The sequence below is a fragment of the Ruegeria sp. Ofav3-42 genome (genome assembly GCF_022347725.1).
In the GTDB taxonomy this organism is placed as follows: Bacteria; Pseudomonadota; Alphaproteobacteria; order Rhodobacterales; family Rhodobacteraceae; genus Ruegeria.
Map to the genome: position 1 here is coordinate 60355 of NZ_JAKRGB010000005.1, position 25139 is coordinate 85493.

At 57.2% G+C, this 25139-nt stretch carries 20 protein-coding genes and 2 riboswitches; of the genes, 13 read left to right on the plus strand and 7 right to left on the minus strand.

The window, feature by feature from the left end:
- The first annotated feature begins 9 nt into the window (after positions 1-9).
- The 5 genes from MHN28_RS09365 (at position 10) to MHN28_RS09385 (ending at position 6250) form a co-directional block, all read left to right on the plus strand.
- On the plus strand, positions 10-1548 hold the full coding sequence (locus tag MHN28_RS09365; RefSeq protein ID WP_239338300.1) for a sugar ABC transporter ATP-binding protein: 1539 nt from the start codon (positions 10-12) through the stop codon (positions 1546-1548).
- Positions 1545-2552 carry an ABC transporter permease gene (locus MHN28_RS09370; RefSeq protein ID WP_239338302.1) on the plus strand — a complete coding sequence of 336 codons (1008 nt, stop codon included), beginning with the start codon at positions 1545-1547 and terminating at the stop codon, positions 2550-2552. The genes MHN28_RS09365 and MHN28_RS09370 overlap by 4 nt, the downstream gene beginning before the upstream one ends.
- Before the next feature lie 46 nt (positions 2553-2598).
- A complete protein-coding gene (locus MHN28_RS09375; protein WP_239338304.1) occupies positions 2599-3543 on the plus strand; it encodes an ABC transporter substrate-binding protein in 945 nt (314 codons plus the stop codon).
- Positions 3544-3782: 239 nt separating this feature from the next.
- Positions 3783-4385 carry a GNAT family N-acetyltransferase gene (locus MHN28_RS09380; protein ID WP_239338686.1) on the plus strand — a complete coding sequence of 201 codons (603 nt, stop codon included), beginning with the start codon at positions 3783-3785 and terminating at the stop codon, positions 4383-4385.
- Between the two features lie 95 nt (positions 4386-4480).
- Positions 4481-6250, plus strand: coding sequence for a tetratricopeptide repeat protein (locus tag MHN28_RS09385; protein ID WP_255732405.1), 1770 nt, complete (start codon positions 4481-4483; stop codon positions 6248-6250).
- Positions 6251-6467: 217 nt separating this feature from the next.
- Here MHN28_RS09385 and MHN28_RS09390 read toward each other — a convergent pair whose 3' ends face one another.
- A complete protein-coding gene (locus MHN28_RS09390; protein ID WP_239338308.1) occupies positions 6468-7097 on the minus strand; it encodes a response regulator transcription factor in 630 nt (209 codons plus the stop codon).
- Positions 7098-7317: 220 nt separating this feature from the next.
- Here MHN28_RS09390 and MHN28_RS09395 point away from each other — a divergent pair, with 220 nt between their 5' ends.
- From MHN28_RS09395 to MHN28_RS09425, 7 genes are all read left to right on the plus strand, one after another.
- Entirely contained in the window at positions 7318-8559 is a 1242-nt protein-coding gene (locus MHN28_RS09395) for an aminotransferase (protein ID WP_239338311.1), read from the plus strand.
- 28 nt (positions 8560-8587) lie between these two features.
- Complete coding sequence (locus tag MHN28_RS09400) at positions 8588-9784, plus strand: malate--CoA ligase subunit beta (protein ID WP_239338314.1); 1197 nt, start codon at positions 8588-8590, stop codon at positions 9782-9784.
- Complete coding sequence (sucD, locus tag MHN28_RS09405) at positions 9784-10674, plus strand: succinate--CoA ligase subunit alpha (protein WP_239338317.1); 891 nt, start codon at positions 9784-9786, stop codon at positions 10672-10674. The genes MHN28_RS09400 and sucD overlap by 1 nt, the downstream gene beginning before the upstream one ends.
- Positions 10674-11645, plus strand: coding sequence for a D-glycerate dehydrogenase (locus MHN28_RS09410; RefSeq protein WP_239338319.1), 972 nt, complete (start codon positions 10674-10676; stop codon positions 11643-11645). The genes sucD and MHN28_RS09410 overlap by 1 nt, the downstream gene beginning before the upstream one ends.
- Positions 11646-11712: 67 nt before the next feature.
- Positions 11713-13008 carry a serine hydroxymethyltransferase gene (glyA, locus tag MHN28_RS09415; protein ID WP_239338321.1) on the plus strand — a complete coding sequence of 432 codons (1296 nt, stop codon included), beginning with the start codon at positions 11713-11715 and terminating at the stop codon, positions 13006-13008.
- A gap of 18 nt (positions 13009-13026) precedes the next feature.
- Positions 13027-14004 carry a CoA ester lyase gene (locus MHN28_RS09420; RefSeq protein WP_239338323.1) on the plus strand — a complete coding sequence of 326 codons (978 nt, stop codon included), beginning with the start codon at positions 13027-13029 and terminating at the stop codon, positions 14002-14004.
- 675 nt (positions 14005-14679) lie between these two features.
- On the plus strand, positions 14680-15228 hold the full coding sequence (locus tag MHN28_RS09425) for a helix-turn-helix domain-containing protein (RefSeq protein WP_239338325.1): 549 nt from the start codon (positions 14680-14682) through the stop codon (positions 15226-15228).
- Between the two features lie 41 nt (positions 15229-15269).
- Here the strand turns inward: MHN28_RS09425 and MHN28_RS09430 are convergent, their stop codons facing one another.
- The 6 genes from MHN28_RS09430 to MHN28_RS09455 all read right to left on the minus strand — a co-directional run bounded on the left by MHN28_RS09430 (position 15270) and on the right by MHN28_RS09455 (position 22684).
- Positions 15270-17153, minus strand: coding sequence for an adenylate/guanylate cyclase domain-containing protein (locus MHN28_RS09430; RefSeq protein WP_239338327.1), 1884 nt, complete (start codon positions 17151-17153; stop codon positions 15270-15272).
- Positions 17154-17313: 160 nt separating this feature from the next.
- On the minus strand, positions 17314-18006 hold the full coding sequence (locus MHN28_RS09435) for an ATP-binding cassette domain-containing protein (protein ID WP_239338329.1): 693 nt from the start codon (positions 18004-18006) through the stop codon (positions 17314-17316).
- Positions 17993-19540, minus strand: a complete 1548-nt coding sequence (locus tag MHN28_RS09440; protein ID WP_239338331.1) for a thiamine/thiamine pyrophosphate ABC transporter permease ThiP — start codon at positions 19538-19540, stop codon at positions 17993-17995. The genes MHN28_RS09435 and MHN28_RS09440 overlap by 14 nt, the downstream gene beginning before the upstream one ends.
- Positions 19516-20496: a thiamine ABC transporter substrate binding subunit gene (gene thiB / locus MHN28_RS09445; RefSeq protein ID WP_239338333.1), complete on the minus strand. Its 981-nt coding sequence runs from the start codon at positions 20494-20496 to the stop codon at positions 19516-19518. Before thiB ends, MHN28_RS09440 begins: the two co-directional genes overlap by 25 nt.
- Positions 20497-20528: 32 nt before the next feature.
- A riboswitch (TPP riboswitch) is annotated at positions 20529-20635 on the minus strand.
- 171 nt (positions 20636-20806) lie between these two features.
- Positions 20807-22171 (minus strand): sodium:proton antiporter, encoded by a 1365-nt coding sequence (locus MHN28_RS09450; protein ID WP_239338336.1) that lies wholly within the window; start codon positions 22169-22171, stop codon positions 20807-20809.
- Positions 22172-22195: 24 nt separating this feature from the next.
- A complete protein-coding gene (locus MHN28_RS09455; protein ID WP_239338339.1) occupies positions 22196-22684 on the minus strand; it encodes an HPP family protein in 489 nt (162 codons plus the stop codon).
- A 429-nt stretch (positions 22685-23113) separates the two neighbouring features.
- A riboswitch (TPP riboswitch) is annotated at positions 23114-23233 on the plus strand.
- A gap of 109 nt (positions 23234-23342) precedes the next feature.
- On the opposite strand from MHN28_RS09455, the gene thiC reads away from it, so the two are divergent.
- Complete coding sequence (gene thiC / locus MHN28_RS09460; protein WP_239338341.1) at positions 23343-25136, plus strand: phosphomethylpyrimidine synthase ThiC; 1794 nt, start codon at positions 23343-23345, stop codon at positions 25134-25136.
- The last annotated feature ends 3 nt before the right edge of the window (positions 25137-25139 follow it).

Consider the following 25139-nt stretch of genomic DNA (forward strand, 5'->3'; position numbering starts at 1 on the left):
GAGGGGCACATGGGAGGAGAAATGAAAAAGCTGGTCGACATGACGGGGATTGATAAGCACTTCCCCGGCGTGCACGCGCTGAAATCCGTGCAATTCGATCTGTACGCCGGTGAAGTCCACGCATTGATGGGCGAAAACGGCGCTGGAAAAAGCACGTTGATGAAAATCCTGTCCGGGATTTATCAGCGCGACGGTGGTGATCTTGAGATCGAAGGTAAACCGGCCAGCCCAACCACTCCGCGCGAAGCGCAGGATCTGGGTATTGGCATCATCCATCAGGAATTGAGCCTGATGAACGATCTGACGGTTGCGCAGAACATCTTTATTGGGCGCGAACCCCGCAAGAGTTTTGGGCGACTGGATGAGGCCGCGCTGAACGCCAGAACGGCCGAGATTTTCGCGTCGATGAATCTGAACCTTGATCCCAAAACTCTGGTTGGAAGCCTGACAATTGCGAAACAGCAAATGGTCGAGATCGCCAAGGCATTGTCGTATCAATCCACGGTTTTGATCATGGATGAGCCCACTGCGGCTTTGAACGACGCTGAAATTGCAGAGCTTTTCGTGATTATCCGGCGTCTAAAGGCCGAGGGTGTGGGCATTGTCTACATCAGCCACAAAATGGATGAGCTGAAGCAGATTGCGGACCGCGTGACCGTGATGCGCGACGGCGAATATGTCGGAACGGTTGACGCCGCTGAAACTCCAATCAGCACGATCATTGCGATGATGGTCGGGCGCGAGGTCAACGAGGAACCGTTGGACGTGCCTGATCTGGGCGATGCCGAAGTTTCTCTGGAAATCTTTGGCCTAACCCGGGGCAAGGAAATCAGCGACGTCAGCTTCTCGGTTCAACGGGGAGAAATTCTGGGTTTTGCCGGTTTGATGGGGGCAGGGCGCACCGAGGTGGCCCGGGCCATATTTGGCGCCGATCCGAAGGACAGCGGCGATATTCGGGTGCATGGCAAACCAGTCTCGATCAAATCGCCGAAGGATGCGGTGCGGGCCGGGATCGGGTATCTGTCTGAGGATCGCAAGCATTTTGGCCTCGCGACAGGGATGAACGTGCGGGACAACATCGCGCTGGCTTCGATGGACATGTTCACCGGAAGTGGAGGTGTTCTGAATGATGGCGAAATCAGCACCACTGCCAAGAGCTATATCAAGCAGCTAGGTATCCGCACGCCGTCGGACGCGCAGGAAGTTCGTCTGCTTTCCGGCGGCAACCAGCAGAAGGTCGTCATTGCCAAGTGGCTTTTGCGCGATTGTGACATCCTGATTTTCGACGAACCTACACGCGGCATCGATGTGGGAGCGAAGTCCGAAATCTACAAGCTGCTCGAAGAACTGGCCGAGCAGGGGAAAACCATCATCGTGATCTCATCGGAGCTGCCCGAAGTAATGCGTCTGAGCCACCGCATCGCCGTTATGTGCGAGGGCCGCCTGACCGGAATTCTCCCCGGGGGTAAGGACACAACTCAAGAAGACATCATGCATCTGGCAACCCAACGCAAGGCTGCGATGCAGGTAACAGGGACAACGCAATGACCACAGCAACGGACATCGACAAAAAGAAGCCCCTCGCAGGTCTGTCGGAAAGCGGCGCGTATCAAAAGCTGCTGGCATTTGCCAGTTTGATCGCTTTGTTGATCGGTTTCTCGATCGCGTCGCCGAACTTCATGCAGACTTCGAACATGATTGCCATTCTGCAGGCGACGTCAGTCAACGGAGTGTTGGCCGTAGCGGCGACCTTGATCATCATTACAGGTGGTATCGACCTGTCGTTGGGCACTCTGATGACGTTCTGCGCCGTCATTGCGGGCGTTGCGTTGACCTATCTGGGACTACCGCTGTTGCTGGGGGTGGCGGCAGCCATCGCGGCGGGTGCGTTTTGTGGTCTGTGCTCGGGCACGTTCGTGGCCAAGATGAAGATCCCGCCGTTCATTGCTACGTTGGGAATGATGCTGATCCTGAAGGGGTTGTCGCTTGTGATCTCGGGCACGCGGCCGATCTATTTCAACGACACGCCCGGCTTTGACCAGATCTCGCGCGGATCGCTGATCGGAGAAGTCTTCCCGGCATTGCCGATCCCCAATGGGGTGTTGATCCTGTTTCTGGTGGCAATCGCCGCTTCGTACATTCTGGGTCGAACGGTGCTGGGCCGTTACACCTTTGCGTTGGGGTCGAACGAAGAGGCTGTGCGTTTGTCCGGTGTGAACACCGACATGTGGAAAATGCGGATTTATGCGCTGGCCGGAGCGATCTGCGGAATTGCAGGCATTCTGATCGCATCACGCCTCAACTCGGCCCAACCTGCGCTGGGTCTTGGGTATGAACTGGAAGCCATCGCCGCTGTAGTGATCGGGGGTACGTCTCTGTCCGGCGGGCGCGGCACCATTCTGGGTACTCTGATCGGTGCGTTGATCATGGCGGTGCTGACCAACGGCTTACGCGTTCTGTCCGTTGCCCAGGAATGGCAGACCGTTGTGACCGGCGCGATCATTATTCTGGCTGTCTACGCCGACATGGCCCGACGCAAGAAAACCGGCTGATCATTTTAGGAATCGAATAAAAAACGACCAACTGGAGGAGAAAATCATGTTTACACGTCGTTTCATTCTGGGGGCGCTGAGCGCAGCCTCTCTGGCAGTGCCCGCTTCCATGGCCACGGCCGAACAGGTGTATATCCCGCTGGTGTCCAAGGGGTTTCAGCACCAGTTTTGGCAGGCGGTGAAGTCCGGAGCAGAGCAGGCAGCGGATGAATACGGAGTGACCATCACCTTCGAAGGGCCGGACAACGAGACTATGGTCGACCGGCAGATTGACATGTTGGCAGCGGCGCTGGCCAACAACCCCAAAGCCATTGGCTTTGCCGCGCTTGACAGCCAGGCGGCCATTCCGCTGCTGAAGCAGGCCAACGACAAAGGTATTCCGATCATCGCTTTCGACAGTGGTGTCGACAGTGACATCCCGGTTTCAACTGCCACCACGAACAATCTGGCCGCGGCGGGGTTGGCTGCCGACAAAATGGCGGAGAAGATCGGCGGAAAAGGTAAGGTTGCTGTGGTCGCACATGACCAAACCAGCCGCACTGGAATCGACCGCCGTGATGGGTTTGTAAACCGCATGGCCGAGAAGTACCCAGACATTGAAGTTGTTACCGTGCAGTACGGGCAGGGCGACCATCTCAAATCGACCGAGGTAACCAAGGCAATTCTGACGGCCAACCCCGATCTGAACGGTATTTTCGGCACAAACGAAGGGTCGGCTATCGGCGTGGTCAACGGTGTGCAGGAACTGGGCACCCAAGGTCTGGTCATCATTGGGTACGATAGTGGCAAAGCCCAGAAAGACGCGATCAAGAGCGGTCTGATGGCCGGCGCCATCACCCAAAACCCTGTCGGGATTGGATACGAAACCGTCAAGGCAGCGGTTGCCGCGATGAAGGGTGAGGACGTCCCGGCTCTGATCGACACGGGTTTCTACTACTATGATGCGTCCAACATTGATGATCCGAAGATCGCCGCCGTTCTGTACGACTGACACTTGTTTACTGTAACCGCCCGGCCCACCTGTCAGGTGGGTCGGACTCGTATTGGATCTCGGTGCGCGGTAACAAATAGCGCCTTTACAAAGGTTTATGGGAGTTTCCGGGGGCGGGTTTTTCTCATTTCGTAAACACAAAACTTTTGTGCTACTGTCTGATTAGATTGCATTGATTTCATTCAAAGGTAATTTTTCTCGTGCCTGATAGTGCAAATAGTACGTTTAGATTGCGCCCGATGGAGCGGGTGGATTTGGAGGCAGTCATATCCTGGTTTCAGGATGTCGAAGACCTTGCGCGCTTTGACCGAACCTCTCGTGCTCCTCTGAGCCTGTCTCACGCTGAAGAAATGTGGAAGGGCACATTCACGTCGTCTGATGCCAGCCGAAATTGTTGGTTCGTTATTGAAACCAGCGGTGGTGAGGCGGTTGGACTGGCAGGGCTGGAGGCAATATCTAACATCAATCGCGATGCGGTGATTGCCATCTTTATCAGCAAGTCCGCCCGCCGGTCTGGTGTCGGGCTTCGCGCGACCGCTTTGCTGATGGACTTGGCCTTTCGGCAGTTGGGGCTGAACAGGTTAACGTCTTATTACCGCGCAGATAATCACCACAGCCGCGATCTGGTGGCTAAGGTTGGTTGCCAAATTGAAGGAACAATGAGGCAGGCGTGGTTCGCCGACGGAGCTTTTCATGACATGATCGTGGTCGGGGTTCTGAAAACAGATTGGATGGCGCGCCGTCAGGCTTTGGCCCAGGAACTGGATAGCAAAACAACCGTCATTTTTGGTCCGAACGATTGTGCCGCCTGGTCGTGGCCGCCTCACATCACGGCCTGTTGACCTGCAGTAATATTGAAGGTCTTCGGTCGTCAAAAGCATTTTTTGCTATATGTTGATCCCGGGTCCGATCAGAGTCCTAGAAACGAGTACCACCTTTGAGCACAACGATTTCGAACGTTTCAATAACCCAAAAACTTGGCGCGGTCCTTTTCGCCGATGTCGTGGGTTATTCACGGCTCATGAGCGAAAACGAGCTTGATACCTACAACGCATTGAAATCGCTTCTCGCTCTACTCGAAGCCTCGTGTGCCAAGTATCAAGGCCGTGTCGTCGAAGTGCGGGGCGATGGGGTTTTGGCTCTGTTCGAGACAGCAACCAGCGCCGTGGAATTCGGTGTGGAATTGCACCAGATCGCGCGCGAGCACAACCAAATGCGGCCAAAGGACCAGCGAATCAAGTTTCGTGCGGGGATTCACCTTGGGGAAATTCTGATCGACGAGCGCGGAATACATGGCGACAACGTGAACATCGCGGCACGATTGCAAGAGATTGCCGAACCTGAACGCGTTTACGTCAGTTCAGCGGTTTATGACCAGGTCTGTAATCGTCTGCGTTATGGGTACGAATTTCTGGGGCCTAAGCAGCTTAAGAACATTCTGAACCCGGTTGCCACCTATTGCGTCCGCAGTGAAGTCGCCGGTGCGACCATGGCTGGGACGATGCGCCCGGACCTGCAGGGAAATATTCTCGAACGGCCGGATACCCCTTCGGTGGCCGTCTTACCTTTTAACAGCAGTGGTAGCGACGAATCCGACAGCTGGATCGCCGAAGGCTTGACGGATGACATCATCATGAATCTGTCCAAGTTCCGGAATCTGTTCATCATCGCCCGGAATTCGTCATTTTTCTTCAAGACCCAATCAATGCCGCCGAAAGAGGCTGCGCAAAAACTGAATGTTCGCTACATCGCGCGTGGCAGTGTGCGTCGTTCTGCCAGCCGTATCCGAATTACCGCCGAACTGATTGATGCCAGCACCGAACGGACGATTTGGGGCGAACGGTTCGACCGCAAGATTGATGATGTATTCGATATTCTTGACGAGGTAACGGAGTGCATCGTCGCCGCCACTGCGGTGATGATCGAGTCCCACGAAAAGCAGCGGATGATTCAGGCGATACCGTCTGACCTTGAGGCGTACGGCTCGGTGCTGCAGGGCCAGCATCATATCTTCAAATACACTCGCTACGACAACCGCATAGCGCAAAACTTCTATCAATCAGCGCTAGAGCGTGATGGGGGCTATGCCCGGGCTGCGGCCGCATTGTCGCGGACTCTGAACATCGACTGGCGTTATTCGTGGGCCAAGGATCCGTCGGGCGCGTTGGAAAAAGCCCTAAACCTGGCGCAGCGCGCAATTGAACTGGACCCGACTGATGCGCGCGGATTTGGCGAGCTGGGTTACGTCCACCTCTACCGCAAAGAGCATGACGCGGCGATTCAGTCTTATCAGCGGGCGTTGGCGCTGAACCCCAATGACGCGGATATGCATTCGGACTATGCGGATGCCTTGGCCCATTATGGCGACAATGAAACCGCGATTACCCATCTTCAGCAGGCAATGCGCCTGAACCCGTACTTCCCGGATCAATATCTGTGGCATCTGGGCGGGGCGTACTACAATCTCAGGCGCTATGACGACGTCATTGAGACCGTAAACAAAATGAATAATCCGACCGAGGGGCAACGGATGTTGGCGGCCAGTTACGCACAGCTTGGCCAAACAGACATGGCCCGGCTGATTACGGATAAACACCGCGAGGCGCATCCCAATTTCTCCCTTGCGCGGTGGACAACCGTACAACCGGACCGGCTGGAAGAAGACACACAGCATTTCGTCGAAGGTCTGAAGAAGGCCGGGTTCTGAACGACGGAACGAAAGGTGCGTTTATCTCGTATCCAGAAACTGCTCCAGTGCTTTGCTTGATCTGTGTCTCCGCGGGCGGCGATGCCGGGGAATAAGTTATAGTACCAGAGAGATATGAACGCCGTTTCAAGCTGGGTCCAATTTACCCTGAATCCATGGGCGAAGACCGATCAGCCCGACCTGAACTGGCCCTAGTGGGCATCTTTGGTCGGTGAATTCAGTCTCGAGACATCTGCGAGGAATAATAATAGGCGATGGCTTGGGTGCGGTTCTTCACGGCCAGTTTTTCATATATGTTGGACAGGTGGAACTTGACGGTGTTGGTGGATATCTGCAGTTCCTTTGAAAGGTCCCTGTTGGACATGCCCTGGGCCAACGCTTCGAGAATGGCGCGCTCTTTGCGGGACAGGCTCTGGATCGGGTCCTGCTGCATTTTCCGAACGTCGATGAACGGAAAGACCATCTTACCAGCGGCTACATCGGCACAGGTCTTTAAAAGACCTTCGACCTCGCCAGAGCGGGCGGCAAAACCGGCGGCTCCGGCCTGCATTGCCAGGCGTGGAATATCGCCCGCAGTGTCTCCATAGACGACAAATCGCGGGGCATTTGGCTGTTCGCGCAGGACTTCGATCAGTTTTGCTGCGCCCAGAATAGGAAGATTCCAATCGACCACGCCGACCTTGACGGGGACCCGCATCACGGTTCCCAGAAACCCCTCGGCCGTCGCTGATGTCGCAACAAGTGAGAATCGTGAGTCGCGCTCGAATATCTCGGACATCGCAGAAAGGACGAGCGGATTGCTGTCGGCCAGCATGACGTCGATCGGGGCTTGTGGATTATCAACCATTTGATTTTCGCCCTGTTTTGCAGTTTCCCACCCATATGGGTAGGTTGATTTTCGGTATACCTTGGTATTTTTACCAAAAAGGGTGGGAATATACCCATACTTTTAGATGTCCAAAAGCAGTAGTAAGTTACGTTGCGTCATAGGGCAACCCCGCGTTTTCTACCCGGCAAGTCAACACAACGGGCCGCAGCGCCCCGCCAACAGCCGAGGTCGTCCAATTATGACATTCCAGATTTTCCCTCCGCTTGAGATACCCGAGACTTTGGCCGCGGGTCCGGGGCCGGGCAATACAGACGCCCGTGTTCTGCAAGCATTTGCCAATGCCGGCGTTGCCGATCACATGCAGGGCGATGTCCTGAGGGGCATGGTCGAGTGCAAGCATATGCTGCGTAAAATCTGGGGCACCGAAAACGCCTATACCTTCGCAGTTGCCGGTACAGGCTGGAGCGCCCTGGACACGATGTTCTCGGCCGTAATGCCCGGCGATAAGGTTGTGGCTTTTTCCAACGGCACGTTTTCCGGAATCGATGCGCTGACCCTGCGGATCAAGGCTGCCACGCCAGAGGAACACGCAGCCAGCCCGCTTGACCCTCAGGCAGCCAGCGTCACAGTGATTGACGTGCCGCACGGCCAGCCAGTAACCGGTGAAATGGTCGAGGCTGCGCTGGAGCAGCACAAGCCGAAGTGGGCCTTTATGGCGCATTGGGAAACCGGTTCCGGCCGTATCAACGATCTGCGCGGATTTTCGGATGCTTGCCAGCGCCATGGTGTGATGGGCTTGATCGACGCCGTCTCGTCGTTGGGCGTCGATGATTTTTCGATCGACGACTATCCGGGGATTTCTGGTTGGGCGTCTTGCCCGCAAAAGGGACTGTGCTGTCTGCCGCTGACCTACGCTCCTGTCAGCTTCACGGACGCCTATATCGAAAATCTCAAGACAACGGGCGCCTACACCTACGTCCACAATCCGATTTTCGAAGCCCGCCACTGGGGAATCGTTGACGGCGCGGATGTCGAGAAAGGGACATATCACAGAACCCATTCCGGTTATGCCGTTGCAGCTTTCCATGAATCTCTGCGCCTAACGTTGCAGGAAGGATTGGCCAGGCGGTCGGCGTCGTACAAGACCCACGAACGCGTACTGCGCGATGCCGTGACAGCAATGGGATGCGAGGTGACCTCGGACATGCCCAGCCTCGTGGTGCTGAATTTGCCGCCGGAACTCGCCGGGCGCGAGATGGAACTGGTGCAGAACTGTCGGGCACGGAGTTTTGGTATTTGGCCAACGCTCAGCGCGCCTGTGCAGGTTCGGATCGGTATTCTCAATCAACTGAACCGCCAGGCCGTCAGCCGCATCGTACACCTGTTCGCCGAAGCCATGCGGGAACTGGGCGGTCAGGTCGATGCCGATGAGATCGAGGCGCTGCTCGAAAGCCGCTACGGCACGTCGATTGCCGCTTAATCACACTGCATGAACGGGAGGAATGCAGATGGATATTCATGAGTATCAGGCGAAAGAGGTTCTTTCGAACTTCGGCGTCGCTGTTCCGTCAGGCGCTTTGGCCTATAGTCCGGAACAGGCGGCCTACCGCGCGCGGGAACTGGGAGGGGACAAGTGGATTGTCAAAGCCCAGGTTCACGCTGGCGGTCGCGGCAAGGCCGGTGGCGTCAAGCTGTGCAACACCGAAAGTGAGATCTACGAGGCCTGTGATGATCTTTTCGGTCGCAAGCTGGTGACCCATCAGACGGGTCCCGAAGGCAAAGGCATCTACCGCGTTTATGTCGAATCTGCAGTGCCGATCGACCGCGAGATTTACCTGGGGTTCGTGTTGGATCGGTCCAGCCAGCGGGTGATGATCGTCGCCTCGTCTGAAGGCGGGATGGAGATCGAAGACATCTCTGCCGAACGCCCGGACAGCATCGTGCGGTCTATAGTGGAACCTGCGGTTGGGTTGCAGGAGTTTCAGGCTCGCGAGATTGCGTTTCAGCTTGGGCTGGAACCGCGTCTGGTACAGCAAATGGTTCGCACTTTGCAGGGGTGCTATGCAGCCTTCAGCGAGCTGGATGCGACGATGGTCGAGATCAACCCGTTGGTCGTGACTGGTGATGATCGTGTGCTGGCGCTCGACGCAAAGATGAGCTTTGACGACAACGCCCTGTTCCGTCACCCGCAAATCGCCGAATTGCGAGACAAAAGTCAGGAAGACCCACGTGAAAGCCGAGCTGCCGACCGTGGCCTGTCATACGTCGGGTTGGACGGCAATATTGGCTGCATCGTCAATGGCGCCGGTCTGGCGATGGCGACGATGGACACAATCAAGCTGGCTGGCGGTGAGCCCGCCAACTTCCTCGATATCGGCGGTGGCGCATCGCCCGAACGGGTCGCCAAAGCGTTCAGGCTGGTTCTGTCGGATGAAAACGTTCAGGCCATTCTGGTGAACATTTTCGCAGGTATTAACCGCTGCGACTGGGTGGCTGAAGGTGTCGTGCAGGCGCTGAAAGAACTGGACCTCGACATCCCTGTCGTTGTGCGACTGGCGGGAACGAATGTTGAAGAAGGCCAGAAAATCCTCGCGAAATCCGGCCTGCCGATCATCCGCGCCACAACTCTGATGGAGGCCGCCGAACGCGCTGTCGGCGCATGGCGCAACGATCTGACCCAAAACACCAAGATGAGGGCTGTGTAATGAGCATTCTTCTCGACCGCGAAACACGCGTCATCGTGCAAGGCATCACCGGACGCATGGCGCGCTTTCATACCAAAGATATGCTGGCCTACGGTACCAACGTGGTCGGCGGAGTCGTACCCGGCAAGGGCGGCGAAACTGTCGAAGGTGTGCCTGTGTTTGATACCGTCAAACAAGCCGTCGAGGCAACCGGAGCGGACGCCAGCCTGGTCTTCGTGCCGCCACCGTTCGCTGCAGACTCCATCATGGAAGCCGCCGATGCGGGTATCCGTTACTGCGTGTGCATCACCGACGGTATCCCGGCGCAGGATATGATCCGCGTTAAGCGCTATATGTACCGCTATCCCAAGGAAAAGCGCATGGTGCTAACCGGGCCGAACTGCGCGGGCACCATCAGCCCCGGGAAAGCGTTGTTGGGGATCATGCCCGGCCATATCTACCTGCCCGGAAATGTCGGGATCATCGGTCGCTCTGGCACGCTTGGGTATGAGGCAGCTGCCCAACTCAAGGAACGCGGGCTTGGAGTTTCGACCAGCGTGGGTATCGGTGGCGATCCCATCAATGGGTCTTCGTTCCGCGATATTCTGGAGCGGTTTGAACAGGATGAAGGGACCGAAGTTATCGCTATGATCGGCGAAATTGGTGGCCCGCAGGAGGCAGAAGCCGCGGAATACATCCGCGATCATGTGACCAAACCCGTTGTTGCTTATGTTGCGGGCCTGACCGCGCCCAAAGGCCGGACCATGGGTCATGCCGGTGCCATCATCTCGGCCTTCGGCGAAAGCGCGTCCGAAAAGGTCGAAATCCTTTCGGCCGCGGGTGTCACGGTCGCTGAAAACCCGGCTGTCATCGGCGAGACTATCGCCCGCGTCATGGGAAAGGCAGCGTAATGGCAAAACCTTCGGTTCTTGTGACCCGCCGCTGGCCCGCTGCCGTCGAGGCGCAGCTGGCCGAGAATTACAACGCTGTACTCAACACCGGGGACAAACCTATGTCCCCGGCTGAAATCCGCGAGGCTTTGAAACGCTATGATGCGGTACTGCCTACGGTCACCGACACTCTGAATGCCGAAGCCTTGGATGTTCCCGGCGCGCAAACCAAGATCCTTGCCAACTATGGCGTTGGATTCAGCCATATTTGCGAACCCTTGGCGCGCGAACTGGGCATGACGGTGACAAACACGCCCGACGTTTTGTCCGAATGCACCGCCGATATTGCCATGACCCTGATGTTGATGGTGGCCCGGCGTGCGGGCGAAGGTGAGCGTGAACTGCGCTCAGGCAATTGGACTGGCTGGCGACCCACACATTTGGTGGGCACCAAGGTTAGTGGCAAGACTCTGGGCATCATCGGATATGGCCGCATCGGTCAAGAGTTGGCTCGCCGCGCACATCACGGGTTTGGTATGGACATCCTCGTTTACAACCGCAGCCAGGTCTCGCCTGATGTATTGGCGTCCTGTAACGCGACCCAAGTGGACACGATCGACGATCTCTTACCTCAGTGTGATTTCGTGTCGTTGCACTGTCCCGGTGGCACAGCGAACCGGCATTTGATCAATTCGCGCCGTTTGAGCCTGATGAAGCCCGACGCATTCCTGATCAATACCGCGCGCGGTGAGGTGATCGACGAATGGGCCCTGATCCAGGCACTGATGTTCGACATGATCGGTGGCGCCGCACTGGACGTGTTCGATGGTGAACCCCGGATTAGCCCGGACCTTTTGCAATGCGACAACCTTGTGATGTTGCCGCATCTGGGCAGTGCCACTCGTGAAGCGCGCGAAGCCATGGGCTTCCGTGTTCTGGACAACCTCGGAGACTTCTTCGCGGGCCGTGCGCCGCGTGATCGCGTGATCTGACCCAATCCCCACTTGGCCGCTCACCGGCATGGTCCGGTTGAGTGGCCTTTTTTCAGGAGGTTTCAAAATGAACGCCCCCCATCGTACCGACGGATTTTTCACCCAGTCTTTATCTGACCGTGATCCTGAGCTGTTCGGCTCGATCACATCCGAGCTGGGTCGCCAGCGTGATGAGATCGAGCTGATCGCGTCCGAGAACATCGTCTCTGCCGCCGTGATGGAGGCGCAGGGCTCGGTGATGACCAACAAATACGCCGAAGGTTACCCCGGTCGGCGCTACTATGGTGGCTGCCAGTTCGTTGATATCGCCGAGAATCTGGCCATCGACCGCGCCAAAGAGCTGTTTGGTTGTGAGTTCGCCAACGTTCAGCCGAACTCGGGCAGCCAGGCCAACCAGGGTGTGTTTCAGGCGCTGATCAAACCCGGCGACACCATTCTGGGCATGAGCCTGGACGCGGGTGGTCACCTGACCCATGGCGCCCGCCCGAACCAGTCGGGCAAGTGGTTCAACGCGGTGCAGTACGGCGTCCGCAAGGAAGACAACATGCTGGACTACGATCAGGTCGAGGCGCTGGCAAAAGAGCACCAGCCCAAGCTGATCATCGCAGGCGGCTCGGCCATTCCGCGCCAGATCGACTTTGCCCGCATGCGCGAGATTGCCGACATGGTCGGCGCCTATCTGCACGTGGACATGGCGCATTTTGCCGGTCTGGTCGCCGCAGGCGAGCATCCCAGCCCCTTCCCGCATGCGCATGTGGCGACCACCACCACGCACAAGACCCTGCGCGGTCCGCGTGGCGGCATGATCCTGACCAATGATGAAGATATCGCTAAGAAAGTGAATTCGGCGATCTTCCCCGGCATTCAGGGCGGTCCGCTGATGCATGTGATCGCGGCCAAGGCGGTGGCCTTTGGCGAGGCGCTGCAGCCAGCCTTCAAGGACTACATCAAGCAGGTTGTCGTCAATTCGCAGGCGCTGTCGGATCAGCTGATCAAGGGCGGTCTGGACACCGTGACGCACGGCACCGACACCCACGTCGTACTGGTCGACCTGCGCCCCAAAGGCGTCAAGGGCAACGCCACCGAGAAGGCCTTGGGTCGCGCGCATATCACCTGCAACAAGAACGGCGTGCCATTTGATCCGGAAAAGCCGACCATCACGTCGGGCATCCGTCTGGGCTCACCCGCCGGCACCACCCGCGGCTTTGGTGAGATCGAATTCCGCCAGATCGCGGACTGGATCATCGAGGTCGTCGACGGCTTGGCCGCCAATGGCGAAGACGGCAACGGCGCGGTCGAGGCCAAGGTCAAAGCCGAAGTCGCCGAACTCTGCGCGCGATTCCCAATCTATCCGAACCTGTAAGACAAAGGACCCTAAACCATGAGCTTTCATTCCATTGAACAAGCCCCCGGCCGACTGAACCGTAGCGAACTGGCTGTCCCCGGTAGCCAGCCCGGCATGTTTGAAAAGGCGGCCAAGTCCGATGTGGACGTCATCTTCCTCGATCTGGAAGACGCTGTTGCGCCGGACGAAAAGGAACAGGCGCGAAAGAACATCATCCAAGCGCTGAATGATATCGACTGGGGCAACAAGACCATGTCGGTACGGATCAATGGTCTGGATACCCACTATATGTACCGCGATGTGGTGGATGTGGTCGAACAGGCTGGCGAGCGGCTGGATCTGATCATGATCCCCAAAGTTGGAACCGCAGCCGATGTTTACGCCGTCGACATGCTGGTGACTCAGATCGAGGACGCCAAGGGCTACAAGAAGAGGATCGGGTTCGAGCACATCATCGAAACTGCGCTTGGGATGCAGAACGTCAGCGACATCGCTGCGGCGTCGAAGCGTAACGAAAGCCTGCATTTCGGTGTGGCTGATTACGCGGCCTCGACCCGTGCGCGCACCACGATTATCGGCGGTGTGAACCCTGACTATTCGGTTTTGACGGACGCAGATGCTGACGGAGGTCGCCTGACCCATTGGGGTGATATGTGGCACTATGCGCTGGCCCGCATGGTTGTCGCGGCGCGCGCGAACGGGCTGCGCCCGATCGATGGACCTTTCGGCGATTTCCAGGATCCGGACGGATACCGCGCCGCCGCCAAGCGTGCAGCGGTGTTGGGCTGTGAAGGCAAATGGGCCATTCATCCCAGCCAGATTGCACTGGCCAATGAGGTCATGTCGCCCTCCGACGCGGAAGTGAACAAGGCTCAGCGTATTCTGGTTGCCATGGCCGAGGCCGAAGCATCCGGTAAAGGCGCTGTATCCCTGGACGGCCGTCTGATCGACTACGCCTCGATCCGTCAGGCCGAAGTACTGGTGGAAAAAGCCGGTCAAATTGCTGCAGCTTGAGCCGCCACAGTTCAAAACTGCCAAGGCGCAGGGCCATTTTGGCTCTGCGCCTCGTCTTTTGAGGACCCCGGGTTGACCTGAGAAATGTATCACCACTCGAGTGGGACAGTCATACCGGTTGCTTCTTGCTTTCAATCTGTTGATCGGTTCAAAGTAGCCGTTCGCCGAGTGATGTTAAGGCGCCTCAGCGACCGCTGACGGGGTCCGCATCCTGACTTAAGGGGCATCGCGCAGGCAAATACAGTAAGATACAGTCGAATGTTAGAACCTGCATCGAAATCGAAGACCGAACGACAGATAACCTTTGAGATTTTTGTCCAAGGGGAATTCGCATACCTTGAGCTTTCATCGATCATAGCCGTTTTGCAGACGGCAAATGACGTTCTCAACCGCGACCTCTTTCAGTGGCTGATAACGTCTGACACGCCTGGTCTGGTAACCAGCTGCTCTGACCTGATTGTGCGGGCAAAACCCGCAATTGCTGACCAATATCTCAGTGACTGTTTGTGTGTTGTCGGAGGCCAAATAAGTGACGTCAATTCCTGGTTGCGACGCGTTCGGGCGATGCAGAAACTCAAGCGACCGGTTGCCTTGTTTTCGGACGCGGCCAGAGAGTACATCAAGGCGACAGCCCCGCAGGGAGGACCTGTTACAACGCATTGGCGGGACGTCGGGTTGTTGCGGGAAGTCGGAGATTATCCGACACTTTCAGAATCCCTTGTCGCCCGAAACGGAACTGTCTTAACGTGCGCCGGTCACGGACATGCAGCCGAGGCAACTATCGGCATTCTTGCTGAGGTACTTGAACCTCAGGACCGCGCGGAACTCGCCTGCCAACTGATGCTGAACAATGTTCGTGGCCACGCTCAGGAGCAACCCAAAGGCCTGAGCGCCAATCCAAACTTTCTTGAAAAGCGGCTTCAAAACGCGATCCGCATCATGGAGGAGAACACTGAGCATCCGTTGCCAACGGCCAGCCTTGCCCGACGCGTGGGCATTTCGACCCGGCAGCTTGAACGGCAGTTCATGCTGAATTTGGGTACGTCACCCGGTAAATTTTACAGGAAGCTTCGACTGAAAAAAGCATATACTCTAGTCTCAAACACGCAGATGCCGGTCATTGATATTGCAATTGCATGCGGGTTCTCATCCACGTCCACGCTCGCACAAACTTTCAAGGCAGAGTACGGTAAGACACCGAAACAACTGCGGCGAGCTGAATGATGTGAACGAGGGCCTTCGTTCGAACCGCCGTTTTTGGTGGTTCACCCCGCAGGAACACCATGGTCCTTCGTATCGTCGTTGTTGGGCACGTCATCAATTCGGTAGACGTTCACCTTTCCCTGTCGACCTCTAACAGGGAATTCGCCAACGTGAACCAGATGGAAAGACGCGCCGATTAGCTTTGCGGTCGCATCGCTGATCAGAATCTTGGTCTGGTCGTCGGTCGACAGATCCCCGGCCAGAGTTTCGATCCGGGCGCAGGTATTCACGGTATCGCCGATGACGGTGTAATTCATCCTTTCCAAAGCGCCAATGTTCCCGACAATAAGCGGCCCGGTATGAACTGCGATCTTGACGCCATACGTAACCCCAGCCTCGGCCAGAGACTGCTTGATGGCCACGGCTGCACGACAGGCACGATCGGCATGATCTTTCTGTTCCCGAGGTGCCCCCCAGAACGCCATCGCAGCATCGCCGATATACTTGTCGAGGGTGCCGCCTTCGGCCTGAATGCAGCGGTTCAGGATCTCGAAGTGGTGGTTCAGCATCTCGGCCGTGGCTTGCGGGGTCATGGATTCCGATGCCGCCGTGAAACCTACGATGTCGGCAAACATGACGGTCAGTTCAACTTCGCGAGGTTCGACAACATCGGGGTCTCCGGTCTTCAACAGTTGCCGGACCAGAGTTCGGGGCAGGTATGTTTCGAACCAGCGCAGCCCGTCGAGCATCTTGTTGAAAGCCGCAGCCTGCAAATTCAGTTCCGCGACACGAGAAGGAGGCAGATAGTCGATCTGATCCAGATTCAGTTCGCTGATCTTCATAGCCTCTTCGGTCGACCTGTGGATCGGTGCCGCCAGCCTTCTGGCCAGCAGCAGCGCCGCAAGTACGGAAGCGATAAGTAACCCGCCACTGACCAGCGCCGCGTCACTCAGGCGCGACCATTGATTGCTCCAATCGCTAAGCGGGGAATACTGGCCGATGATCCACGGCTCCGCGCCAAACCCATAGACGGTGCTGGTCAGAACCAGTTGTTCGGTGTCTGCGACCTCGACCACATACCCATCAAATGAGCGGTCAGTGCCTTGGAATTCAGGCGCTTGTCTCAACATCTGCGAGATGACCGCATCGCCCAGTGTTGCAATCGAATGCAGGGGTGCATCCGAATTCAACTCAGTTGCCGAAAGGTTCAGCAGTTTTGGGTGCGCCAGAACACGGTTCTTTCCGTACAGTATGAAACCGGTTGCACCGTATTTGCCTCCCAACTCACCGACAATGTCCGAGAAGTGATGCACTGTCGAAGAGACAAGCACAGCGCCCAGAAACACGTCGTTCTTGTAGGCCGGTACGGTCGCCGAGATGTGCGTTCTGCCCTGATCGAAAAAGGGTTCGTTCCAGAACAGGCCGCCATACCCCTTAACGTCTTTCAGAAACCGAAGCGTCCCGGCAGCAGGGGGTTCGTTTTCAGAGACGAAGGTCGGCCCTTCAGGTCCAGCTATGTGAGTTGTGACGAAAAGGCTGCCGTCAGGGTAAACAACGGCAAGGTCGGTCAAATAAGGCGCCGACGCTGCAACACCTTTGAAGTAAGCCTCCAGAAATTCGGTGTCTGAAAGGTCGACGTCACCTAAGCTCGCGTCTTTCTGCAGGGATTTCGCAAGTTCCTCGATCGGCGTTGTCAGGCTGAAGATATTGTCCTCGATGGATTCGACGATCATCGAGGCAGAAGTGTTCAGCAATTCAGTAGTGTTTTGAACATTGGCGTATGTGGATACAAACAATACCGCTCCCGCCGAAAGCGCCACCAATCCACCGATGGCCAGCGCCAGCAGTGCAGAGATCTTGATTTTGATTCTGGATCGGGGGCTGTCCGCCCGCTTACCGGCTTGGACTAAGCCGGTGCGTTCCAGATGTTTGTCTTCTGTGACCATTATTGAACGATATTTTGCTTGTGGGCTCGTTTCAACGCAGTTGAAGCCTTAACCTTGCGATATCGCGTGAGAGGTTGATGCAAAACGCGCGCATTATTCAATGCGAGGCCAAAACCTGCGGACCTACTATGCCTAACGTATGATCCAGGCGACGCCGCTGCTAGCCGAGGTACTCTCGCAAGCTCGGCGGAGGGTTCTCAAAAAGCTGCTCGGTCACTGCAGGGGGGTGCGCTATCTCATCCGCCACAAGAACCGTTTGCTGGGCGATGCGGCGCGCGTCCTGCGGATCATGGCTGACCATCAATAAAGTGGTGTCGCTCTCGGCCACCAGATCGGCCACCAGATCAAGCATTTCGGCCTTGAGCGCAGGTCCCAGAGCCGCAAAGGGTTCGTCCAAAAGCAAAATCTCGCGCCGCTGCACAAGGACTCGGGCCAATGCGACCCGGCTTTGCTGGCCGCCTGACAGTTCCGATGGCCGCCGCCCTCCAAGCCCGGGCAGGGCGACCCGATCCAGTGCCGATTGCACTTGTGTTTCCTCATCTTTCGAAAGGCGGCCGTTTGGGCGCAGGCCCAAGGCGATGTTCTGTTCGGCCGTCAAATGCGGAAACAGGTTCCCGTCCTGAAACAGCATCGCCAATGGGCGCTTACCGGGGTGCAGATTGGAAACACACTTATGCTTCCAGAAGATCTGGCCCCGCTTGAGGTCTCGAAAACCCGCAATGGTTTCAAGCAATGTGGACTTTCCCGCCCCGGATGGGCCGATAATGGCAACGCTGGTTCCAGCCTCGATCTGAATGTTAGCGCGCAGGGTGAAATTGCCGTTTTTAATCAAACAGTCGTCAAGCTTCAGCATGCCAGCGCCCTCCTCGGTCCAAAAGCCAGAATGCACCCATCGACAGCAGCAGTAACAGTAGTGCGCCCCCCGCGGCGGCCTGCATCTGATAGGCCCCCATCAACCGATAAATCTGCAAGGGCAGCGTTGCGATCTGCGGATCGGCAAACAGCGCGATCACGCCTAGGTCGCCCATGGATAGCGCGGCCCCAAGACCGGCAGCAAAGCAGATTTGCGGGCGCATACGAGGCAGCAGGACGCGCGCAAAAAATGTCCCTTTGCCCATGTCCAGTGAGATCGCAAGCCGACCGTGCCGAGTCACGACGTCACGCGCTGCGGGTACAAGAATGCGAAGGGCAAAGGGCAGAGCCATCGCCGCATTCACCAATGCCGTCACGGGCAGTGCGAGTGTTGTTGGATTTGCCAATGGGCGGATCAGGATGAACAGGCCAGTGCCAATCACTAAAGGTGAAGCCGCCAATCCCAAAATACCGCTAAGCTCCACTATTCCATAACGTCCGGTCGCAACCGCGGCGGCCATGGGGAGTGCAAGTAACAAAAGAATGGCAGTGCTGGCTGCGGCAACAATGATTGAAGTCAGGGCCGCACGAAACACCATCGCGGGCATTTCAAACAGCCCTGCAAAACCGGAGATTACCACTGACGCGAGTGGGAGAAGCAGAAAAGTGGCCGCTGTAAGAATCCAGAACGCGTCAAGTGTAGGTGTTCCACCGTCCCAGCGGCGTATGGCGCGATCAAGGCCTGTTCCAAATCCATCTCCGCGTGAAAACTTCAGCGCGGCGAATGCAGCGACGGCAGTCAGGGCCAATTGCAGCGCGGAAAGCAGCGCCGCGCGACCGAGGTCGAAATCATAGGTAAATGCCTGATAGATTGCCAACTCAATCGTTGTTGCCCTCGGACCTCCACCAAGGGTGAGCGCAACGGCGAAGCTTGTCAGGCAAATGGCGAAGACCACCGCCAGAACGCCCGGTAGAATGCGCAGGAGCATGGGCAGCTCGATCAATCGGAACATCGCCGCACCGTTGCAGCCCAGTTGCGCGGCCAGACGAAATCGCTCAGCGGGAATCTCCTGCCAGGCCTGCAGCACAAGGCGCGTAGCCAAGGGCAGGTTAAAAAACAAATGCGCCAGCACAACCCCGTGCAGCCCGTAGATGCGGATGGGCGGCAGGCCAAAAAGACCCAGAAGGTCAGAAATCCAACCGGACCGTCCGAAGACCTGCAACAGCCCAAGGATGGCTACGATGACAGGAAGGATAAACGGTGCACCGAGAAGGGCGATCAAAGCGCGTCGGCCCCGGAACCGCCGACGAGCGAGGGCTCGGGCCACCGGAACGGCTAGCAAGACGCTGAACAGGGCTGACAGCGTGGATTGGGTCAGCGTGAACTTTAGCGCCGCCCAGTCGGCGGGGCTGAACCCGCTGCTGGTTTCGGCACGTAGTGCGACAGCCGCAAGTGTACCCAGTATCAGCGTGGCGACCAAAGCCGCCGCGCCGATACCCGGCCAGGGGCTTACTGGCTGAGCGCGTTCTGCCATTCCGCAAGGGCCTGATCCCGCACAGCGGCGGCTTCATCGGGTGAGAACAGCAGGGAGTTCTCTGGCACGGTCAGGGTCTCGAAACCCTCGGGCAGACCTGCTGCCGGGGTCACGGCCGGGTACATCCAGTTGGTTGTCGGGATGATCTGCTGAAACGCATCCGAGACCACGAATTCCAGGAACTGATCCGCCAGTTCGGGCTGATCCGTTCCGGCCAGCTTTGCCGCCACTTCGACCTGCAGATAGTTGCCTTCGTCAAAGGCCGCTGCCGCTTTGCTCGCGTCTTCTTCGGCGATCAGATGGTAAGCTGGCGAGGTTGTGTAGCTAAGGACCATGTCCGACTCGCCTTCAAGGAACAGGCCATATGCCTCGGACCAGCCTTTGGTGACGGTCACGATGTTATCGGCCAGACCGGCCCAGATTTCTGGTGCTTCGTCCCCATAGGCCGCCTTGACCCACATCAGCAGGCCCAGACCAGGAGTGGACGAGCGCGGGTCCTGAATGATGATCTTGGTGTCGCTGTCTGCCAGTTCCTTAAAGTTGGCAGGCGCCGATGCGTCTGCGTTGTAGACAAACGCGAAGTAACCCCAATCGTAAGGAGTGAAAGTGTCATCCTTCCACTCGATCGGAAGTGCGAAGTCCGCAGAGATGGAACTGGGCGCAAATAGACCGGTTTCCCGGGCCGCAGCGATCAGGTTTGTGTCTAGCCCCAACACCACGTCGGCGTCAGAGTTTTCACCCTCAAGCCGGACACGCGACAACAGGGCGGCACCATCTTCAACACCTACAAGGTTCAGTTCGCATTCACAGGTCGCTTCAAAAGCTTCTTTCACCTGCGGGCCGGGGCCCCAATCGGATACAAAGCTGTCATAGGTGTACACGGTCAGCTGAGATTTATCGGCGGCGATGGCCGAAGTTGCACTCAGTAGTCCCGCAGCAATCAGCAGATGTTTCATGTCATCCTCCATTGCGGCGAGAGGGCAAGGATGGACGAAACCTTCACCTTTCCCTCCGCCGGTTCTAGCCGGTTCAGGTTCTACGGGTTCGCTTGGTCAGCATCTCAGCGCGGCAGGCCGCGCTCCCCGAGGTGAGGCCGTCACTAGGGGGGATTGGCCGAAAAGACAACCTAATAAAATTGCGCCGCGAAGGGGCCGAAGTTTGTGTTTTCGCAAGTCGAGGCGATTTGGGTGCCTCACCGCCTGTCGGAACTTGAAGCCCTTTGAACCAGCAACGCTTTCAGCGCGCTTGATTCAAAGGGCCCTGAAGTCAGAAGTACCGCAGCCAAATGTACACGTTCGCGATCATCAACGTCAGGATCATGATTGGGAACGCGATTTTGGCGAAGGCAATGAAGCCGATAGGCTGTTTTGCCTTCTCTGCAAACGCGGCGACCGTCAGGTTGGCGCTGGCCCCCAGCAATGTGCCGTTGCCGCCCAAACAAGCCCCAAGCGCCAGCGACCACCACAGGGGTTCGATCGCATCCTTGCCGCCAAACGTGTCGGCGGTGGATTCGATCAGCGGGATCATCGTGGCTACGAAGGGGATGTTGTCCAGAATAGCGGACAGGATGCCAGAAGCCCAGAAGATGAAGAACGCAGTCCACATCATGTCGCCCTGGGTCAGTTCCAGCACTTTCTCACCGAAGAAGGCCAAGAGGCCAACATGTTCCACACCGGCAACGATGACGAACAGCCCACCGAAGAAGAAGATCGTGACCCATTCGACTTCACCAAAGATGTGGTGAACCGACTCGGATTGTTCCTCGCCGCTTTGATGGCCATAGGCCAGAAGCATCAGAAGACCCGCACCGGCCAGCGCCGATGTGCCAGGTTGAATCCCATAGCTGTGCCCCAGCGTGAAGCCCAGCAGCACCAGCGCCAGAACGGCCAGAGACTTGATCATCAGGACAACATCGGTGACAGCTTCGGATTCATTGAAGCCCATGATCCGCTCACTTGCCGATTTCGGGATGCTGGCCAGTTCCTTGCGGTTCATCAGGTAGATGATGCCGGTCAGGACAACGAGACAAATGGCCGAAATAGGAGCCAGGTTCACTACAAATTGGTTAAAGCTCAGCCCTGCAGCCGAACCAATGATGATGTTGGGCGGGTCACCGATCAGAGTGGCGGTGCCCCCGACATTCGAGGCCAGGATTTCGGCAATGAAGAACGGAAAAACCCGCGTTTCCAGCGCTTCGGTGATCAGCAGCGTGATCGGAGCGATCAGCAGGACGGTTGTCACGTTATCAAGAAGCGCGGAAAACACTGCAGTGATCAGCGTCAGCATGATCAGGATGCCGGTTGGATTGGCTTTTACCGCTTTGGCGGCCTTGATCGCCACGTATTGGAACAGCCCGCATTTGCTGGTGATGCCCACGATGACCATCATACCGATCAACAAGGCCAGGGTGTTGGCGTCCACGCCCGCCACCGCCTGTTCCTGATTGATGATGCCAAACAGGACCATCAGGGACGCGCCCAGCATGGCCAGAATGGCGCGATTGACCTTCTCGGTGATCAGGACCGCGTAAACCAAAATCAGGATTCCGGTTGCGACCCAAAGGGGATCGATTCCCAATAGTTGTGGAACAGAGAGAGCGCTCTCTCCGTGTGACGTCGAATGCGTTGCCAAGGTTTTAGTCCGGTTCGTATAGGGTTAGCTGAGTGCGCGATCCAGAAGCGAGTTGGCGCTTACGGTGCCGACGAAACGGTTGGTTTCGGGCTCAACAAGGATCACGTGCCGTTTGTATTTGTAGATCAGGAAGATGCCTTCCATCACCGGCGTGTCGGGTGCAGCAACAGGAATGTTGGATGGTCTCGACATGTTGTCGCGAACAGTCTCAGTCTTCAGCCGGTCCAGCTGTTGTTCGAAATCATCCCTCGTCAAGTTCATGAAGCTCAGAGATTCGATCGGGACGCGGGACGCATCATCGTTCAGACCGATGGTTGCCGCTTTGGGCAGGATCAACTTCAGAAGTGTGGGGGCGGTGAAAACGCCAACATAGGTTCCATCTTCGGCCACCACCGGCAGAAAACGCGCCCGGCTGCCTCTGATGATGTTGAAAGCCGTCGCGATGCTTTCATCCGGCAGAATGGTATTCTGTACCTCAGACGGTACCATTACATCATAGCAGGTCAGGCCCATGAGTTCCCTCTGACTTCGATTGGCCGCCGAGTGGTTTCCCATCTGAACAGCCACAAAAAACGCCCGGCTGGACTTGCGGAAAGCCTGCCAAAGCGAATCAAAATTTGCTGATGCGCACTGCATTTCATCGTCAACCAGAATTGGCCACCCCACTTATGAAATTAAATTGATATCGCTACCGTCATCTGCGGCGTCGGTCGGACAAATGACCGATAATTTGCTACTGATTTTGCGGGCGGAAGCGAGGTGCGGCGCCTACGGGCCGGGCACCGGGGAAATGCACTCCCACCCATTGCAGTCGGCGGTCCTGCTTTCATCGGTCAGGCACACGCCCCTTGGCCCGCGCTTGGCAGTTTGGCTGGCCGTACATCTGGACGCATGACGCGGTAAAACTGGAACTTGCTTCTTCGTTCTCTCTCAGGCTAGACGGTCCTTACGCAGGGGAGTCCCACCTAGGGGACTGAGAGGCGGACGGGGCATTGCCCGGCGACGCGACCCTTTGAACCTGACCCAGTTGATACTGGCGTAGGAAGCTAGGGCGCGCAGGCCACGGATCCGGGCGGGCGCACTCCGAACAGGGGGCCGTACACCCTCTCGTTTCCCCAAGCCAAAACTCATCTGGTGTCTTTTTGAGTTGAACTGCTTGAGGAGCACCAACATGAATGTCCCCAATCCCAAGATCACCACAGGTGAATTGCCTGCATCACGCAAAATCTATGTGAATGGTACGCTGCACCCAGGTGTCCGGGTGCCAATGCGCGAGATTTCGGTCCATCCCACAGCGGGTGAGCCGCCACTGCCGGTCTATGACAGCTCTGGCCCTTACACCGACCCGAATGTGATCACGGACATTCGTCAGGGGCTGACCCCGCTGCGCCGCAAATGGATCGAGGCGCGCGGCGATGTCGAAGAGTATGAAGGGCGCGAGATCAAACCCGAGGATAACGGGTTTGTAGAAGGCGACCGCCTGACGCCCGAGTTTCCGGTGCGTCCACGGCCTCTGCGCGCAACAGATGGCAAGGCTGTAACACAGCTGGCCTATGCCCGCGCCGGGATTGTGACGCCCGAGATGGAGTTCATTGCTATCCGCGAAAACCAGCTGCGCGAGGCCGTGGCCGAGCAACGCGAAGGCAATGATTGGGGCGCCAATATTCCGGACTATGTGACCCCGGAGTTCGTGCGGGACGAGGTCGCCGCAGGCCGTGCGATCATCCCTGCCAACATCAACCACCCTGAAAGCGAACCGATGATTATCGGGCGTAACTTTCTGGTCAAGATCAACGCCAACATGGGTACGTCGGCTGTGACTTCTTCGATGGAAGAGGAAGTGGACAAGATGGTCTGGTCGATCCGCTGGGGTGCCGACACGGTCATGGACCTGTCCACCGGTCGCAACATCCACAACACGCGCGAATGGATCATTCGCAACTCACCGGTTCCGATCGGCACTGTGCCGCTGTATCAGGCATTGGAGAAGGTCAATGGTATTGCCGAGGATCTGACATGGGAGGTGTTTCGCGACACGCTGATCGAGCAGGCCGAACAGGGCGTAGACTATTTCACCATTCATGCGGGTGTGCGCCTGCATATGGTCCCGATGACCGTGAACCGGGTGACTGGCATCGTGTCGCGCGGTGGGTCTATCATGGCCAAGTGGTGTCTGCATCATCACAAGGAAAGCTTCCTGTACGAGCATTTCGACGAAATCTGCGACATCTGCCGCGCCTATGACGTGTCGTTCAGCCTCGGTGACGGCCTGCGTCCCGGTTCCATCGCTGATGCCAATGACGAGGCGCAGTTTGCCGAGCTCGAGACGCTGGGTGAACTGACCAAGATCGCCTGGGCAAAGGACTGTCAGGTGATGATCGAAGGCCCTGGCCATGTGGCCATGCATAAGATCAAGGAAAACATGGACAAGCAGTTGCAGTGCTGCCACGAAGCGCCATTCTATACGCTTGGCCCCCTGACCACTGACATTGCACCGGGCTATGACCACATCACCAGCGGTATTGGCGCGGCAATGATTGGCTGGTTCGGGTGCGCGATGCTCTGTTACGTCACGCCAAAAGAACATCTGGGCCTGCCGGATCGGGACGACGTGAAGACCGGCGTCATCACCTATAAGATCGCCGCACACGCCGCGGATCTGGCCAAGGGTCTTCCGGGTGCGCAACGCCGTGACGATGCCCTGTCGCGGGCTCGGTTCGAGTTCCGCTGGGAGGATCAGTTCAACCTGTCACTCGACCCAGACACCGCACGCGAATTCCACGACCAGACCCTGCCCAAGCAGGCACATAAGGTGGCGCATTTCTGTTCAATGTGCGGGCCGAAATTCTGCTCAATGCGGATCAGCCACGACATTCGGTCCGAGGCGCAAAAGGAAGGAATGGAAGCCATGGCGGCCAAATTCCGTCAGGGTGGTGACCTCTACCTGCCCGTAGACAGCGAATAGGTG

What these genes read in the sequence shown, in the direction of transcription:
- MHN28_RS09435 (WP_239338329.1), bottom strand. Translation starts at nt 18,006, where the DNA reads ATGCTGAAGCTTGACGACTGTTTGATTAAAAACGGCAATTTCACCCTG.
- MHN28_RS09390 (WP_239338308.1), bottom strand. Translation starts at nt 7,097, where the DNA reads ATGGTTGATAATCCACAAGCCCCGATCGACGTCATGCTGGCCGACAGC.
- MHN28_RS09400 (WP_239338314.1), top strand. Translation starts at nt 8,588, where the DNA reads ATGGATATTCATGAGTATCAGGCGAAAGAGGTTCTTTCGAACTTCGGC.
- MHN28_RS09365 (WP_239338300.1), top strand. Translation starts at nt 10, where the DNA reads ATGGGAGGAGAAATGAAAAAGCTGGTCGACATGACGGGGATTGATAAG.
- MHN28_RS09455 (WP_239338339.1), bottom strand. Translation starts at nt 22,684, where the DNA reads ATGGGCCTGACCTGCTATGATGTAATGGTACCGTCTGAGGTACAGAAT.
- MHN28_RS09375 (WP_239338304.1), top strand. Translation starts at nt 2,599, where the DNA reads ATGTTTACACGTCGTTTCATTCTGGGGGCGCTGAGCGCAGCCTCTCTG.
- MHN28_RS09420 (WP_239338323.1), top strand. Translation starts at nt 13,027, where the DNA reads ATGAGCTTTCATTCCATTGAACAAGCCCCCGGCCGACTGAACCGTAGC.
- MHN28_RS09395 (WP_239338311.1), top strand. Translation starts at nt 7,318, where the DNA reads ATGACATTCCAGATTTTCCCTCCGCTTGAGATACCCGAGACTTTGGCC.
- glyA (WP_239338321.1), top strand. Translation starts at nt 11,713, where the DNA reads ATGAACGCCCCCCATCGTACCGACGGATTTTTCACCCAGTCTTTATCT.
- MHN28_RS09380 (WP_239338686.1), top strand. Translation starts at nt 3,783, where the DNA reads ATGGAGCGGGTGGATTTGGAGGCAGTCATATCCTGGTTTCAGGATGTC.
- MHN28_RS09440 (WP_239338331.1), bottom strand. Translation starts at nt 19,540, where the DNA reads ATGGCAGAACGCGCTCAGCCAGTAAGCCCCTGGCCGGGTATCGGCGCG.
- thiB (WP_239338333.1), bottom strand. Translation starts at nt 20,496, where the DNA reads ATGAAACATCTGCTGATTGCTGCGGGACTACTGAGTGCAACTTCGGCC.
- MHN28_RS09410 (WP_239338319.1), top strand. Translation starts at nt 10,674, where the DNA reads ATGGCAAAACCTTCGGTTCTTGTGACCCGCCGCTGGCCCGCTGCCGTC.
- thiC (WP_239338341.1), top strand. Translation starts at nt 23,343, where the DNA reads ATGAATGTCCCCAATCCCAAGATCACCACAGGTGAATTGCCTGCATCA.
- sucD (WP_239338317.1), top strand. Translation starts at nt 9,784, where the DNA reads ATGAGCATTCTTCTCGACCGCGAAACACGCGTCATCGTGCAAGGCATC.
- MHN28_RS09370 (WP_239338302.1), top strand. Translation starts at nt 1,545, where the DNA reads ATGACCACAGCAACGGACATCGACAAAAAGAAGCCCCTCGCAGGTCTG.
- MHN28_RS09430 (WP_239338327.1), bottom strand. Translation starts at nt 17,153, where the DNA reads ATGGTCACAGAAGACAAACATCTGGAACGCACCGGCTTAGTCCAAGCC.